This window comes from Nonomuraea sp. NPDC049419, assembly GCF_040676995.1.
In the GTDB taxonomy this organism is placed as follows: Bacteria; Actinomycetota; Actinomycetes; order Streptosporangiales; family Streptosporangiaceae; genus Nonomuraea; species Nonomuraea salmonea.
The window spans coordinates 915,914-930,394 of the sequence record NZ_JBFAQB010000002.1 but is presented as its reverse complement, the minus strand read 5'-3'; the positions used below and the strand labels follow the sequence as shown (position 1 = coordinate 930,394).

The 14,481-nt window shown below is 69.4% G+C and carries 14 protein-coding genes; 8 read left to right on the top strand and 6 right to left on the bottom strand.

From position 1 onward, the window contains the following. Positions 1-37: 37 nt before the first annotated feature. Entirely contained in the window at positions 38-367 is a 330-nt protein-coding gene (locus tag AB0K12_RS09550) for a hypothetical protein (protein ID WP_364557415.1), read from the bottom strand. Between the two features lie 156 nt (positions 368-523). Here AB0K12_RS09550 and AB0K12_RS09545 point away from each other — a divergent pair, with 156 nt between their 5' ends. Together AB0K12_RS09545 and AB0K12_RS09540 are read left to right on the top strand one after the other, a co-directional pair. Further along, a complete protein-coding gene (locus tag AB0K12_RS09545) occupies positions 524-1,372 on the top strand; it encodes an aminoglycoside adenylyltransferase domain-containing protein (protein WP_364557412.1) in 849 nt (282 codons plus the stop codon). A gap of 153 nt (positions 1,373-1,525) precedes the next feature. After that, positions 1,526-2,911, top strand: a complete 1,386-nt coding sequence (locus tag AB0K12_RS09540) for a family 43 glycosylhydrolase (RefSeq protein ID WP_364557409.1) — start codon at positions 1,526-1,528, stop codon at positions 2,909-2,911. Between the two features lie 236 nt (positions 2,912-3,147). Here the strand turns inward: AB0K12_RS09540 and lexA are convergent, their stop codons facing one another. Together lexA and AB0K12_RS09530 are read right to left on the bottom strand one after the other, a co-directional pair. After that, positions 3,148-3,855 (bottom strand): transcriptional repressor LexA, encoded by a 708-nt coding sequence (gene lexA, locus AB0K12_RS09535; RefSeq protein ID WP_345387768.1) that lies wholly within the window; start codon positions 3,853-3,855, stop codon positions 3,148-3,150. Positions 3,856-3,883: 28 nt separating this feature from the next. Beyond that, the gene (locus AB0K12_RS09530; protein ID WP_364557405.1) at positions 3,884-4,162 is read right to left on the bottom strand and encodes a hypothetical protein; all 279 of its coding nucleotides are present in this window, start codon (positions 4,160-4,162) and stop codon (positions 3,884-3,886) included. Between the two features lie 982 nt (positions 4,163-5,144). On the opposite strand from AB0K12_RS09530, the gene AB0K12_RS09525 reads away from it, so the two are divergent. The 4 genes from AB0K12_RS09525 (at position 5,145) to AB0K12_RS09510 (ending at position 10,013) form a co-directional block, all read left to right on the top strand. Next, the gene (locus tag AB0K12_RS09525) at positions 5,145-5,450 is read left to right on the top strand and encodes a LysM peptidoglycan-binding domain-containing protein (RefSeq protein WP_364557402.1); all 306 of its coding nucleotides are present in this window, start codon (positions 5,145-5,147) and stop codon (positions 5,448-5,450) included. Positions 5,451-6,235: 785 nt separating this feature from the next. Then, positions 6,236-6,691, top strand: coding sequence for a transcriptional regulator NrdR (nrdR, locus tag AB0K12_RS09520; RefSeq protein WP_043614619.1), 456 nt, complete (start codon positions 6,236-6,238; stop codon positions 6,689-6,691). After that, the gene (locus AB0K12_RS09515) at positions 6,688-9,528 is read left to right on the top strand and encodes a vitamin B12-dependent ribonucleotide reductase (RefSeq protein WP_364557398.1); all 2,841 of its coding nucleotides are present in this window, start codon (positions 6,688-6,690) and stop codon (positions 9,526-9,528) included. Before nrdR ends, AB0K12_RS09515 begins: the two co-directional genes overlap by 4 nt. Before the next feature lie 281 nt (positions 9,529-9,809). Continuing rightward, the gene (locus AB0K12_RS09510) at positions 9,810-10,013 is read left to right on the top strand and encodes a hypothetical protein (protein WP_364557395.1); all 204 of its coding nucleotides are present in this window, start codon (positions 9,810-9,812) and stop codon (positions 10,011-10,013) included. Positions 10,014-10,137: 124 nt separating this feature from the next. Here the strand turns inward: AB0K12_RS09510 and AB0K12_RS09505 are convergent, their stop codons facing one another. The 3 genes from AB0K12_RS09505 to AB0K12_RS09495 form a co-directional block, all read right to left on the bottom strand. Continuing rightward, complete coding sequence (locus AB0K12_RS09505) at positions 10,138-10,974, bottom strand: glycerophosphodiester phosphodiesterase family protein (RefSeq protein ID WP_364557392.1); 837 nt, start codon at positions 10,972-10,974, stop codon at positions 10,138-10,140. Positions 10,975-11,185: 211 nt separating this feature from the next. Next, complete coding sequence (locus tag AB0K12_RS09500; RefSeq protein ID WP_364557389.1) at positions 11,186-11,653, bottom strand: TIGR03618 family F420-dependent PPOX class oxidoreductase; 468 nt, start codon at positions 11,651-11,653, stop codon at positions 11,186-11,188. A gap of 32 nt (positions 11,654-11,685) precedes the next feature. Further along, entirely contained in the window at positions 11,686-12,084 is a 399-nt protein-coding gene (locus AB0K12_RS09495) for an ester cyclase (RefSeq protein ID WP_364557386.1), read from the bottom strand. A gap of 37 nt (positions 12,085-12,121) precedes the next feature. Between AB0K12_RS09495 and AB0K12_RS09490 the strand changes: the two genes are divergently transcribed. Both AB0K12_RS09490 and AB0K12_RS09485 read left to right on the top strand, forming a co-directional pair. Beyond that, the gene (locus AB0K12_RS09490) at positions 12,122-13,333 is read left to right on the top strand and encodes an amidohydrolase (RefSeq protein ID WP_364557383.1); all 1,212 of its coding nucleotides are present in this window, start codon (positions 12,122-12,124) and stop codon (positions 13,331-13,333) included. 59 nt (positions 13,334-13,392) lie between these two features. Then, positions 13,393-14,478, top strand: a complete 1,086-nt coding sequence (locus AB0K12_RS09485; RefSeq protein WP_364557380.1) for a PrsW family intramembrane metalloprotease — start codon at positions 13,393-13,395, stop codon at positions 14,476-14,478. Positions 14,479-14,481 lie beyond the last annotated feature (3 nt).

Sequence of the window (14,481 nt, the reverse complement as noted above, 5' to 3'; positions counted from 1 at the left end):
GGCCGCTCGCGGCGGCCCGGCCGTTCTCAGAGGACGGTCAGCCGGGTGAGGATCTCGGCCAGGATGGCCCGGTGGTGGCGAAGGTGAGCCGTACGTGGTGCTCGCCGCCGGGGCCGAAGCCGGCGCCGTCGTTCAGCCTGATCCTGGCCTCGTGCTCGATCACCTCCACCATGCCCGGCCGCCCCGCCTCCAGCCAGGCCAGGCACGTCGCCTCCGGCAGCCGGTGGCCGGACGTCTCCGGCAGCCGGGCGGCGATCGTGCGGCGGTTGCGGTCGAGCAGGGCCAGGGTCTCGGCCGGCCAGGCGTCCCCGTGCCGCCAGGCCGCGACCGTGGCCTCGGCGCCGAAGACGCTGGGGGAGCCGTACACGAAGGGGGTTGTGCCTCTAAGGCCGCGCGGACGCCCACTTAAGCCCATCGTGTGCTGATTTAAGGTCTATTGGGGGATATGCGTCCTCCACGTGGCCATTCTAGGATTTCTGAATGTGATGAGGCGGTGGCGCGGGTTATGGCAGGCTGGGCGGCCATGACGCCCCACCCGAAGATCGACGCGATCGTCGAGACGTACCTCTCCGTGGCGGACGCGGAGGCCCCAGGGCTGGTGGAGGGGCTCTACCTCGAGGGCTCGGCGGCGCTCGGCGACTACCGGCCCGACACCAGCGACATCGACTTCGTGGCCGTCACCACCGGGCCGCCGGCGCCCGGCGTGCTCGAACGCATCCACACCAGGCTCGGCGCCCACCCCTTCGAAGGCATCTACCTCACCTGGGACGACCTCGGCCACGACCCCGCCGAGCTGGGCGAGCGCCCCCAGGCGCAGGGCGCCAGGCTCAACCGGCGCGGCGAGCCGAACCCCGTCACCTGGCACACCCTCGCCCGCCACGGCCTGACCTGCCGGGGACCGAAGCCGGAAGAGCTGAAGATCTGGAACGATCCCGCCACGCTGGCCACGTGGACCGACGGCAACCTCGACCGTTACTGGCGCCGGCTGGTCCACCGCGCCTCCCGCCTTCTGTCCCCGTGGGGCGTGACCTCGCTCGGCGCGTACGGCACGGTGTGGGTGGTCACCGGGGTCTCCCGGCTCCACTACACGCTGGCCACCGGCGAGATCGCGTCCAAGACGGACGCCGCGCTGCACGCGCTGGAGACGTTCCCCGAGCGCTGGCACCGGGTGGTGAACGAGGCCCTGCGCCTGCGCCAGGACGACTCCGCGCAGCCGTCCTTCGCCGGGCTGGTGTCGTGCTTCGGCGATCACTTCGGCACGCCTCGCCGCTCGCTCTACGGCTCGCCGTTCGAGCGGCGGAGGGACGTCCTGGAGTTCGCCGGTCACGTGATCGTGGCCGGGCATCGGCTGTATCAGGCGCGGGGGGATTGACTGGGCGGCCGGTCCGGGGTACGAATGCGATCCCGTCGGCGCGGAGCCGGGTGGCGTGATGTTAGCGCTAACACTGGCTCCCCTCCGGAAAGGACGTTCATGATCGCCCTCCGCCGGACTGTGGCCTTCGTCCTCATGGCCACAATGCTGCTCGTGATCCTTCCACCGGGCGCCGCCCACGCCTCTCCGGCCGTGCAGTACACCAACCCGATCGCCGCCCGCCGTGCCGACCCGCACGTCTTCCGGCACACCGACGGCTACTACTACTTCACCGCCACCGTCCCCGAGTACGACCGCATCGTGCTGCGCCGCGCCACCACCATCCAGGGCCTCGCCAGCGCCCCCGAGACCGTCATCTGGCGCCGGCACACCAGCGGCGAGATGGGCGCCCACATCTGGGCCCCCGAGATCCACTTCATCAACGGCAAGTGGTATGTCTACTTCGCCGCCGGCCGGGCCGACGACGTGTGGCGCATCCGCATGTACGTCCTGGAGAACGCCGCCGCCAACCCGCTGACCGGCACCTGGACCGAGCGCGGCCGCATCACCACGCCCTGGGACACCTTCTCGCTCGACGCCACCACGTTCGTCGCGGGCGGCGTGCGCTATCTCCTCTGGGCGCAGCAGGAGCCCGGCATCGCGACCAACTCCAACCTTTACATCGCGCGGATGGGCGCCAACCCCTGGACGATCACCGGGACCGTCACCCGGCTGACCGTGCCCACGCTGACGTGGGAGACGCGCGGCTACAAGGTGGCCGAGGGGCCCGCCGTGCTGCAGCGTAACGGGCGGCTCTTCCTGACGTATTCGGCCAGTGCCACCGACGCCAACTATTGCGTCGGCCTGCTCACCGCCTCGGCCTCCGCCGACCCGCTGCAGGCCGCCTCGTGGACCAAGAGCCCGAACCCCGTCTTCGCGAGCAACGCCGCCACCAGTCAGTACGGCCCCGGGCACAACTCGTTCACGGTCTCCGAGGACGGGCAGAGCGACCTCATCGTCTACCACGATCGCAACTACCGGGACATCTCCGGCGACCCGCTGAACGACCCCAATCGGCGGACTCGCGTACAGAAGGTGTATTGGCGCACCGACGGCACCCCCGACTTCGGCATCCCGGTGGCCGACGGGGTCACGCCGGTGCGGCTCATGTCGTACGACGTGGCCGGCTCGGCCGTGCGGCACTGGGACTTCCGCGCCCGCCTGGAGAGCAACGTCACCCCGCTGGCCGACTCCCAGTTCAGGCTCGTGACCGGGCTGTCCGGCGCCGGCACCGTCTCCCTGGAATCAGCCAACTTCCCCGGCTATTACCTGCGCCACCGCAACCATGAGGGATGGGTCCACCAGCGGGACGGCTCGGCCCTCTTCGACGCCGACGCCTCCTTCACCCGGCGCACCGGCCTCGCCGGCAGCGGCACCGTGTCCTTCGAGTCGATCAACTTCCCCGGCTACTACCTGCGGCACCGCGCGGGAACGGTGTGGGTGGAGCGGGACGACGGAACGACCGCGTTCCGCGACAGCGCCAGCTTCATCCTGGAGTGATCAGGGGGCCGCTGGCCGGGGCAGGGGCCGGCGTCGCCACAGCACGCATCGTGAGCGACACCGAGAGCCGCCAGGAGCCGCCGGCCCTGCCACCCTCACCAAGACATTCAGGAACCTAGAGAGCACATCAACCCGCGGGACCAGGGACGGACGGGACGCGCGCGTCGTGCGCCCCGCATGGCGCTCGGACGTGTGCCCGAGCGCCACCCCGCGAGGAGTCGGAGGAAGATCAGGGGTCAGAGGCGGCGCAGGACCGCGACGACCTTGCCCAGCACACTGGCCTCATCGCCGGGGATAGGCTCGTAGTTGGGGTTGTGCGGGACGAGCCAGACGTGGCCGTCCTTGCGCTTGAAGGTCTTGACCGTGGCCTCGCCGTCGATCATCGCCGCCACGATGTCACCGCTCTCGGCGACGGGCTGCTGGCGTACGACCACCCAGTCGCCGTCGGCGATCGCGGCCTCGATCATCGAGTCACCGGTGACCTGCAGGAGGAACAGCGTGCCCTCACCGACGAGCTGCTTCGGCAGCGCGAAGACGTCTTCCACGCTCTCCTCGGCGAGGATCGGGCCACCGGCGGCGATGCGGCCCACGAGCGGGACGTAGGCGGCCGTCGGCCGGTTGACCGTGGGCTCCTCGGCGCCGGCGTCGGGGTCGACCCACAGCACCGGCTCGCCCGGCAGGCGCACCTCGAGCGCGCGCGGCCGATGCGGGTCACGCCGCAGGTAGCCCTTCCGCTGCAGGGCGGTGAGCTGGTGGGACACGCTGGACGTGCTGGTCAGCTGCACCGCCTCGCCGATCTCACGCATGGAGGGCGGATATCCGCGCTGCTGCACCGAGTCGCGGATCACTTCGAGGATCTTGCGCTGCCTGGGCGTCAGGCCCAGGGAGTCTCGTCGGCGCACCGCGAGGTCGCTGACCCCGTTCGCGTCGTCCCGCTCGGTCATGCTCTTCCTCCTCGCCTGGCGGCCCGCCTCACCGGCGGACCTCCCGGTCTGTGGTCCCGATGTCGCACACAGCGACCGTATCGCTGTTGAAGATCATCTTCAAACAATTGTTCGAGTCTTCCTCGAAATTGTCGCCAGTGTGGTGTACAACATCGTACGGGAGTTCGATCGACACCGTGTTCGATTTGCTGATCTTATTTGGCCTTTTCCTCAGGCCGCGCGGCAGGAGGTCATCCATGCGAACGCCCACAAACACGGACACGACCAGCGAAGACGTCAACCGGCTCACCTTGATCGCCGAAGCCACGCGGAGTAACGATCGACGGGGAGACAATACGCGGGCGGGGGGTGGCGTTCGCATGAATTCCGGCAAGAGGTTGGGGCCCCGCGCCCGCCACGGCGGAAGACCCCATTTGCACCTCGTCCCACCTCCACGCCCCGCCAACCCACCCGGCGCAGACACCCTCGGGAACACAGCCGCCACCGGGCCGACGGACCCTGGCCCGGCACCGGGCGGCCAGGGCATGGCGTCGCGCGCAGGTGTGGCGTCGGGCACGGGCGCGACGCCGGACGGTGCCGCGCCGGGCGATGAAGGGGCGCCGGGGAGGGACGGAGTCTGGCGCGGGGGCGCGTCGCTGGGCAAGGGCACGGCTCCGGGCGCCGACATGGCACCGGGCGCCGGCGCGGCACTGAGCAGGAGGCAGGCCGACGCCGGCGACGCTGGCGTGCTCAGCCGAGGCCCGTTGACGCTGATACGGGGCGAGGCGAATGCGCCCGCGCCGGGCGGGAGCGCCGGAGCCGGGCGACGTCCTGTGGGGATCGCCCCGGAACGCGGCGGCGCGTTCTCGCAGGGCCGGACCGGAGGTCCCGCACGGCGAGGGGAGCGCACGGCTACCGGGGAAAATACCACCGGGCGAAAGAAGACCGCCGGCCGGGAGACAGGAAGCGGGCGGGAGAAGGGAAGCGGGCGGGAGAAGGGAAGCGGGCGGGAGAAGGGAAGCGGGCGGGAGAAGGCGGCCAAGCGTAAGAAGGCGCCAGGGCGCGGGATCACCGCAGGACGGGCGGGCATGGCCGGACGGGACGGCGCGCCCGGGCGGCCACGCTTGGCGGGGCGGTCGAATCCAGGCGGGCGGCGAGGTGCGGTCGGGCGCGGAAGCGGAACTGGGCGGTGGGGAAGCGGAGCTGGGCGGGGAAGTGTGGTTCGGGCGGGGAGCGTTGGGTGGCGGGAGCGGGTCGGTGTGCCTGGGCTGGGGAGGGCCGGGGCGCGGCGGCAGGCGGCTCCTGTGCGGTTGACGCGACGGGGGCGGATCGTGGTGGTCGTCGCGATGGCGCTGCTGTCGCTGGGCGGCTTCTGGCTCGGCACTCGGGCGGCCGGTCATGCGGAGGTGCGGGTGGTGGTGGCCGGTCAGGCCGGGCTGCCATGGGTCGAGGTGCAGCAGGGGGACACGTTGTGGAAGATCGCTGATGCTCTTGCGGAGGGCGGGGACCCTGCCGCCCTGGTAGAGGAGATCAAGCGGCTCAACGGTCTGCCCGACTCTCTCATCCGGCCCGGCAGCCGCCTGTACGTACCGGGGGACACCGCCGCCTTACGGTGACGACCGGCCCGGCACCACTGGTCATGGTGCCGCTGCCCACGTCGGCCGCTCGGAGATGGTTTCGGGCTGCGATGGTCCTGTCCTGGCGCGGCTCGGGTCCGGGCTGTCGGTCCGCGGTTGCGGTGCCGCTGCCCGTGGCGGCCGGTGGAGGGCTGGTCTCGGGCTGCGAGGGTTTCGTCCTAACGTGGCTCAGTGATCGTGCGCTGTCGGTGAGTGGACCGAAACGGCGACGTCGTCCCCTGGTGACCTCAGGCGGGTGGGTGGGCATGGGGTGCGTGGGTTCTCTCGGGAGGGATGGAAGTGCAGGTGGGTGGGGTTGTACGAGGTGCCGCGCCGGGTGGGCGGTGAAGTGGGGGTGGGTCTCGCGTTGGAGGCCGGTTGCGGGAGGCGCTTTCGCTGAGAGGGGTTACAGGGGGTCGCGGCGGTGGGTGCGAGTGCAGGGATTGTCCGGTGGTAGGGGTGTGAGAGTTGTTCACGTGCGACCGCTTGAGTAACCGATGTGACGTCTCTACCTGCGTAAAGATCACCACCGATGGGCCGACACGCCCGGGGCGGATGAGGCGAGGGGGCTGATCAGCGACTTCGGCGGGAAGGGGTGGCTCAACTTGCGTTCATGGTCGCGCGCTTCTACGGTTGGACCACAACATCTAGTAGTTACACCGATGTAGTTCACCACACCTTGTGTTTCCGTGACCGCTCCATGGGTTCCCGTGGAGCGTGCGTCAGCGTCCCGTCAGGGCGGTTTCTGCGGTGTGTGGTGGCCGCAGGTCTTGGAGGCGAAAAGCGTGCACTGTCCGTTCTGTCGCCACCCTGACACCAGGGTCATCGACAGTCGCTCGACGGACGACGGTGCGGCCATCCGGCGTCGCAGGACCTGTCCCGAGTGCGGGCGCAGGTTCACCACGCAGGAGACCGTACTGCTCATGGTGAGCAAGCGCAGCGGAGTGACCGAGCCGTTCTCACGTGACAAGGTCGTCGCGGGCGTGCGGCGGGCCTGTCAGGGCAGGCCGGTCAGCGAGGATTCGCTGGCGCAGCTGGGGCAGCGGGTGGAAGAGGCCATCAGGGCGAAGGGCGCGGCCGAGATCCCGTCCAACGAAGTGGGCCTGGCCATCCTGGGGCCGCTGCGGGAGCTGGACGAGGTGGCGTACCTGCGGTTCGCATCGGTATATCGCGGTTTCGAGAGCCTGGCGGACTTCGAGGCCGAGATCAAACAGTTGAAGGCGGAGAAGGGGGAGTCATGACGGAGACGGCCAGCGGTTCAGTGGCGCGCGGGGGCAAGCGTCCGCGTAAGGGCCTGAAGATGAAGCGGATCTTCACCACGCCCGGTGTGCACCCGTATGACGAGATTCAGTGGGAGCGCCGCGACGTCGTCATGACGAACTGGCGCGACGGGTCGATCAACTTTGAGCAGCGGGGCGTCGAGTTCCCCGACTTCTGGTCGGTCAACGCGGCGAACATCGTGACGACCAAATACTTCCGCGGCGCCGTGGGCACGCCGCAGCGTGAGTGGAGCCTGAAGCAGCTCATCGACCGGGTCGTCGGCGTCTACACGAAGACGGGCATCGAGCACGGCTATTTCGCCAGCGACGAGGACGCCGAGATCTTCGACCACGAGTTGAAGCACGCGCTGGCGCACCAGGTGTTCGCGTTCAACTCGCCGGTGTGGTTCAACGTGGGCACGCAGTCGCCGCAGCAGGTGAGCGCCTGTTTCATCCTCTCCGTGGACGACACGATGGAGTCGATCCTGGAGTGGTACAAGGAAGAGGGCGTGATCTTCAAGGGCGGCTCGGGGTCGGGGGTCAACCTGTCCCGCATCCGTTCCTCCAAGGAGCTGCTGTCGAGCGGCGGCACGGCCAGCGGGCCGGTCTCGTTCATGCGCGGCGCCGACGCCTCGGCGGGGACGATCAAGTCCGGCGGCGCCACCCGCCGGGCCGCCAAGATGGTCGTGCTCGACGTCGACCACCCCGACATCGAGGAGTTCATCGAGACGAAGGCGCGCGAGGAGGACAAGATCCGCGCGCTGCGTGACGCCGGGTTCGACATGGACCTGGGCGGCAAGGACATCGTCTCCGTCCAGTACCAGAACGCCAACAACTCCGTCCGCGTCTCCGACGAGTTCATGCGCGCGGTGGAGAAGGGCGGCGACTTCGGGCTGCGGGCCCGCCTGACCGGCGAGGTCATCGAGAAGGTCGACGCCAAGGACCTCTTCCGCAAGATGGCCAAGGCCGCCTGGGAGTGCGCCGACCCCGGCCTGCAGTACGACGACACGATCAACGACTGGCACACCACCCCCGAGACGGGCCGCATCACCGCCAGCAACCCCTGCAGCGAGTACGTCCACCTCGACAACTCCTCCTGCAACCTGGCCAGCATCAACCTGCTGAAGTTCCTGAAGGACGACAACTCCTTCAACGTCGCCGACTTCGTCAAGCTGACCGAGCTGATCATCACCGCGATGGACATCTCGATCGTCTTCGCCGACTTCCCGACGGAGAAGATCGGCGAGACGACGCGGGCCTACCGGCAGCTCGGCATCGGCTACGCCAACCTCGGCGCGCTGCTGATGGCGACCGGCCACGCGTACGACTCTGACGGCGGCCGGGCCGTGGCGGGGGCGATCACGTCCCTGATGACCGGTGTGTCCTACCGCCGCAGCGCGGAGCTGGCGGGCGTCGTCGGCCCGTACGACGGGTATGCCCGTAACGCCGAGCCGCACAAGCGGGTCATGCGCAAGCACGCGGCGGCCAACGACGACCTGCGCACGGTCGGCACGATGGACGCCAAGATCCACGCCGAGGCGTCCCGCCAGTGGTCGGAGTGCCTGAAGCTGGGCGAGAAGAACGGCTACCGCAACGCCCAGGCCAGCCTGCTCGCGCCCACCGGCACGATCGGCCTCATGATGGACTGCGACACCACCGGCATCGAGCCCGACCTGGCACTGGTCAAGTTCAAGAAGCTCGTCGGCGGCGGCTCCATGCAGATCGTCAACCAGACGATCCCGCGGGCGCTCAAGCAGCTCGGCTACCAGCAGGAGCAGATCGAGGCCATCGTCGAGTACATCGCCGAGCACGGCCACGTCGTCGACGCCCCCGGCCTGCGCCAGGAGCACTACGAGGTGTTCGACTGCGCGATGGGCGAGCGGGCGATCGCGCCCATGGGCCACGTCCGCATGATGGCGGCCGCGCAGCCGTTCCTGTCCGGCGCCATCTCCAAGACGGTCAACCTGCCCGAGTCGGCCACGATCGACGACATCGAGCAGGTCTACCTCGAGGGCTGGCGGCTCGGGCTCAAGGCTCTGGCCGTCTACCGCGACAACTGCAAGGTCGGCCAGCCGCTGTCGGCCGGCGACGGCGCGAAGAAGCAGGAGCAGAAGGCTGAGCAGGCGGCGGAGCCCGAGGTCAAGGTCGTCGAGGTCAACCGGCCGACCCGGCGCCGCATGCCCAACCAGCGGCCCAGCATGACCACCCGGTTCACGGTGGGCGGCGCGAAGGGCTACATGACCGCCTCGTCCTACCCGGACGACGGGCTCGGCGAGGTCTTCCTCAAGATGTCCAAGCAGGGCTCGACGCTGGCGGGCGTCATGGACGCCTTCTCGGTGGCGATCTCCATCGGGCTCCAGTACGGCGTGCCGCTGGAGACGTACATGAGCAAGTTCGTCAACATGCGGTTCGAGCCGGCCGGGATGACCGACGACCCCGACATCCGCATGGCCACCTCGGTGATGGACTACATCTTCCGCCGGCTGGCCCTCGACCACCTGCCCTACGAGGAGCGGGCGGCGCTCGGCATCTTCTCGGCGGCCGAGCGGGCGGCGCAGCAGCGCGGCGAGGACCCGGCGGCGCTGCAGGAGACGGTCGATCGTGAGGCGCTGGCCCAGTCGGCGCCGATCGAGTCGGCCGCCGCCGCTCAGCCGAAGGCGGAGGAGGAGCTGCCGGTCGTCAAGCAGGAGCTGACGCTGGAGAGCCACCAGCGCTTCACGGCCGACGCGCCGCTCTGCATGACCTGCGGCACGAAGATGCGCCCCGCGGGCAGCTGCTACGTCTGCGAGGGCTGCGGCTCGACCAGCGGCTGCAGCTGAAAACAGGCCAAGGTGGAGCGAATGCAACGTTCGGCGTTGCCCGTCTAACGAGGTAGCTGCTGGTCAAGAGGGGCGGCGAGGTATGTTGCCTTGCCGCCCCTGGACCTCCCGGCCCCCCGGGCCGGGGAGTGCACGCCCCAGGTGGAACGGGCACCCACCACGTCACCTATGAGCTCGATCTTCCTGATGGCAGGATATTGAGGACTCGGATCTCTCATCCGGTCGATCGCAGCACCTATGGTCCAGGTATCTGGAGCCACATTCTCCGTGATCAGCTTCAGGTGGATGAGGCGACGTTCTGGGGATGCGTTCAGAATGGCGTGAAACCCGATCGAGGAGTGCCCGAACTGCCCTCGGAGGCGTTGCCCGCCGATCTCGTTTTCGTGTTGATCTCGAGGGTGGGTCTGGACGAGATGACCGTCGCGGCGATGAGCAAGGACGAGGCCATCGCCAGACTGCAGAAATACTGGATGGACGGCACCTGATTCGAGGGAATACCGCACTCTCCAGATCAGTGCACTGCCCTAGGATCACAGCGCTGCACCAGCGGTCGGAGCGGGGAGCCGGGAAGATTCCGGTTCCCCGCTCCTGTTTGTCGCCGTGCGGCTCTCAGGAGTCGAGTACGTCGCGCAGGACGTCAGGTTTGTTGCTGATGATGCCGTCCACCTGGTACGTCAGCATGCGCCGCATCGTGTCGGGGTCGTCCACCGTCCAGGTGAGGACGTCCATGCCGAGCTGGTGGACACGGCGCACGTACGCGGCCGTGAGCTCCCCGTACGGCGGGTTGATCTGGTCGGCGAACGAGGCCAGCCCCCGCAGCTCGCTCGTCGAAGGCGTGCCCAGCAGCCCGATCGGCACCTGCGGCAGCAGCCGCTCGAACCGGCGCATCGAGTCCCAGTCGAACGACTGCACGACCAGCCGCCCGGGAGCCAGCCACCACGAGTGGCGGCGCAGCTCGGCGGCGATGCGGGCCTCGATGCCGGGATAGAGGTGCGGCGACTTGACCTCGAGCAGCAGCCCGATGCCCGCGCCGCGCATCTCCTCCAGCGCCTCGGCCAGTGTGGGCACGGGCTCGCCGGTGTAGTCGCCGGACAGCCAGGAGCCGGCGTCGAGCTCGCGGATCTGGGCGAGGGTGAGGTCGCCGACGTTCCAGGGGGACAGGCCGGGGAAGCGGCGTTCGGCGTCGGTGGTGCGGGTCAGGGTGGTGTCGTGCATCAGGACCAGGTGGTGGTCCTTGGTCTCCTGGACGTCCACCTCGAACATGTCGGCGCCCAGGTCGGCGGCGAGGTGGAGGGCGGAGACGGTGTTCTCCGGCGCGTACGCCGACGCGCCCCGGTGGGCGACGGCGGTGACCGTCGCGGTGAAGGCGGCGCTCGCGGGAGCGGCGGGCGCGAGGAGGGCGAGGGACAGGGAGGTGATGGTCAGGACGGCGAGCCGCTGGAACATGAGTCTCCTCTGGTGGGAAGAGATGACGACTCGACGGTGACAAGGCCTTGTGACGGCGAGTTGAGGGCAGGGTAACCCGGCGGTGCCGCGCAGATGAGCAGAACGCGCGACACCGGTTCGCTTGATGGAAAGATCGGCGAGCCTTAAATGCACACGTCAGGTGATATGTCCGCACAAGGCAGCCGACCTGCGGGAAGAGGCGCCGGCGGGGTCAGCCGGTGGGAAGCGTCGTTCCGTAGAGGCGGTTCACCCGCAGCCTGATCACCAGGCGCTGGTCGGTCACCATCTGCTTCAGGAACGCCTCCTCGTCCCCGGGCTCCTGCGGCGCCATGGCCAGCAGTTCCCTGCCCACCTCGTCCCCGGGCTCGCTGCTCACCGGCGACAGCTCCGCCTGCCCCTCGGCGACCACGAAGGCCATGAAGTCGTCGCTGGCGACGTAGAGGGCGCAGCGCGGGTCGTTGCTGAGCTGGCGTACCTTGAGCCGGCCGGCGACGGTGGAGATGCGCGCGACGCGCTGCTCCGGGTCCCAGTGGTAGAGGACAGTGGACACGTGGGGGTGGCCGCTGCTCTTGGTGGTGGCCAGCGCGCCGAAGCGCTGTGAGGCCAGCAGGTCGGAGAGCTGCTCGTCCTGCAGGGAGCGAGGCGCGGGCCCGGCACCGGGACCGTAGGTTTCCGACATGCACCAACCCAATGGCTAGATAATGGGAAATATCACCCTATACCGAGCTGTCGGCCGAACGTCTGGACGTCGGAGATCACCCAGTACTCGGCGAACCTCCCGGAATGCGCCCGCAGAATGTCGTGCCCGCTGAAAGCGATCCTGGCGCCCGAAGGAGCCGTCGCCCCGGGCAGCCCGCCCCGGTAAGTCCCGGCGAACGTCCACCGTGCCGACACCAGATCACCGTCCACGATCGGCCCCACGTCGAGCGTGACGTCCACGTCCGCGAACGGCTCGTGCGCCTGCCGCAGCGCCTCGGCCAGCCCGGCGGGCCCTGAGACGTCCATCCCCGGCCAGTGTCCGGTGAAGTCGGAGGTGACCAGCTCGTCGGCCAGCCCGAAGTCGCCCTTCCACAGCTCCAGCAGCCATCGTCGGTAAAGGTCAGCCAGCATTGAGGCCACCTACCCGGCGAGCTGTAAGTTACAACGCATGAATCTCGCCATCACCAGTGGATACGTTGTGCCCGTCGACGGCGACCCCATCGACGGAGGAACCGTCCTCATCCAGGACGGCAAGATCACCGCGGTCGGCCGTGACGTCAGCATTCCGGAAGGCACCGAGGTCGTGGACGCCGCGGGCCGCTGGGTGCTGCCCGGCTTCGTGGAGGCCCACGGCCACCTCGGCGTGTACGAGGAGGCCGAGGGCTGGGCCGGCCAGGACACCAACGAGATGACCGACCCCAACGGCGCCCGCCTGCGCGCACTCGACGCCATCAACCCGGCCGACCTGGCCTTCGGCGACGCGCTGTCCGGCGGCGTGACCACCGCCGTGATCAAGCCCGGCTCCGGCAACCCGATCGGCGGCCAGACCGTCGCGATCAAGTGCTGGGGCAGGTCGGTGGACGAGATGCTGATCAAGGAGCCGGTGAGCGTCAAGAGCGCGCTCGGCGAGAACCCCAAGCGCGTCTACGGCGACCAGAAGAAGCTGCCCTCCACCCGCCAGGGCGTGGCCGCGGTCATCCGCGACGCGTTCATGAAGGCCCAGGACTACAAGGCGAGGAAGGCCGCGGCGGCGGACGAGGGTAAGCCGTTCGACCGCGACGGCACGCTGGAGACCCTCGTACGCGTGCTCGACGGCGAGCTGCCCTGGTGCCAGCACACCCACCGCGCCGACGACATCGCCACCGCGCTCCGGCTGGCCGACGAGTTCGGCTACCGCCTGGTGATCAACCACGGCACCGAGGGCCACCTGCTGGCCGACACCCTGGCCGAGCGCAACGTGCCGGTCATCATCGGTCCGCTGTTCACCTCCAGGTCGAAGGTGGAGCTGCGGGAGCGCTCACTGCGCAACCCCGGCATCCTCGACCGGGCCGGCGTGGAGGTGGCGATCACCACCGACCACCCCGTCGTGCCGATCCACTTCCTCGTCCACCAGGCCACGCTGGCGGTCAAGGAGGGCCTCGACAGGACCGCCGCGCTGCGCTCGATCACCGTCAACCCGGCCCGCATCATGGGCCTCGACGACCGGGTGGGCGCCCTGCGGCCGGGGCTCGACGGCGACGTCGTGATCTGGTCCGGTGACCCGCTCGACGTGATGAGCCGCGCACTGAGGGTTTTCATCTCGGGCCGGGACGTGTATTCGTACACAGACGGTGAGGCCGTGGTGGCGGATCCTTATTACCGGGAAACGAGCGACCGTTAGGCGTGCGTGACGGCCGGGGCGCATAGCCGGTCGTGGAGACGGGAAGAGAGGGCACCACCATGACTGCACCGCTGCTCGCCCAACGCCCGAGCAAGGCCCTGCTGATCGGGCTCGTCGCCTCCGGCCTCATCGCGCTGATCGTCCTCGCCCTGATGCTGTACGCGGGCGGCCCCGTCGGGTTCGGCCTGTCCGCGCTGCTGGGCCTCGCCCCCCTTCCCGTGCTGCTGGCCGCCGTGCTCTCGCTGGACAGGCTCGAGCCCGAGCCGAAGCTCAACCTCGCCTTCGCCTTCGTCTGGGGCGCGGGGGTGGCGATCGTGGCGGGCATCGCGCTGACCCTCGCCGGTCAGGCGCTGTTCAGCAGGGCCGGCTATGCCGCCGCGACCGTCAAGGACGTCGGCTCCGTCGTGCTGGCGCCGGTGATCGAGGAGGCGCTCAAGGGCTCGGCCCTGCTGCTGCTCCTGCGCAGGCGGGCCGAGATCGACGGGCTGACCGACGGCATCGTGTACGCCTCCATGACCGGCCTGGGTTTCGCCACCGTCGAGAACGTCGGCTACTACCTGCTGGCCTTCGGCGAGGACGGCCCCGGCGCCGCGGTCCAGCTCTTCGTGATGCGCGGCCTGATCGACCCGCTCGGCCACCCGATCTACACCTCGATGATCGGGCTCGGCATCGCGTACGCGCTCACCCGCGGCACTCCGGGCAGGTACACCGCCATCCCGCTCGGCTACCTGGGCGCGGTCGTCCTGCACGGCCTGTGGAACGGCGCCGCCACGACGGGCTCGCTGAACGTGCTCGGCGGCGCCTACCTGGTGATCATGGTGGCGCTGATCGCGCTGATCGTGGTGACCGTGAACGAGCGCCGCCACCTCATCGCCAGGATGGCCCACTACCTGCCCGCGTACCGGCAGACGGGGCTGATCAGCGACGCCGACCTGCGCATGCTCACCACGCTGTCCACGCGCAAGACGGCGCGCAGGTGGGCAAGGGGAGTGGGTCTCGGCCAGGCCATGAGCGACTACCAGCACGCGGCGACCGAGCTGACCATGCTGCACGTGCGGGCCGAGCGCAAGCCCATGGATCCGGCGCGGTTCGCGGCCGAGCGTGACGCGTACCTGGCGGCGATGGCGAGGTCGCGCCGCTGGTGAGGG

Excerpts from the sequence above, each read along its gene's own strand:
- AB0K12_RS09495 (WP_364557386.1), bottom strand. The coding sequence starts at position 12,084 with ATGCTGGCTGACCTTTACCGACGATGGCTGCTGGAGCTGTGGAAGGGC.
- AB0K12_RS09485 (WP_364557380.1), top strand. The coding sequence starts at position 13,393 with ATGACTGCACCGCTGCTCGCCCAACGCCCGAGCAAGGCCCTGCTGATC.
- AB0K12_RS09515 (WP_364557398.1), top strand. The coding sequence starts at position 6,688 with ATGACGGAGACGGCCAGCGGTTCAGTGGCGCGCGGGGGCAAGCGTCCG.
- lexA (WP_345387768.1), bottom strand. The coding sequence starts at position 3,855 with ATGACCGAGCGGGACGACGCGAACGGGGTCAGCGACCTCGCGGTGCGC.
- AB0K12_RS09490 (WP_364557383.1), top strand. The coding sequence starts at position 12,122 with ATGAATCTCGCCATCACCAGTGGATACGTTGTGCCCGTCGACGGCGAC.
- AB0K12_RS09500 (WP_364557389.1), bottom strand. The coding sequence starts at position 11,653 with ATGTCGGAAACCTACGGTCCCGGTGCCGGGCCCGCGCCTCGCTCCCTG.
- AB0K12_RS09505 (WP_364557392.1), bottom strand. The coding sequence starts at position 10,974 with ATGTTCCAGCGGCTCGCCGTCCTGACCATCACCTCCCTGTCCCTCGCC.
- AB0K12_RS09545 (WP_364557412.1), top strand. The coding sequence starts at position 524 with ATGACGCCCCACCCGAAGATCGACGCGATCGTCGAGACGTACCTCTCC.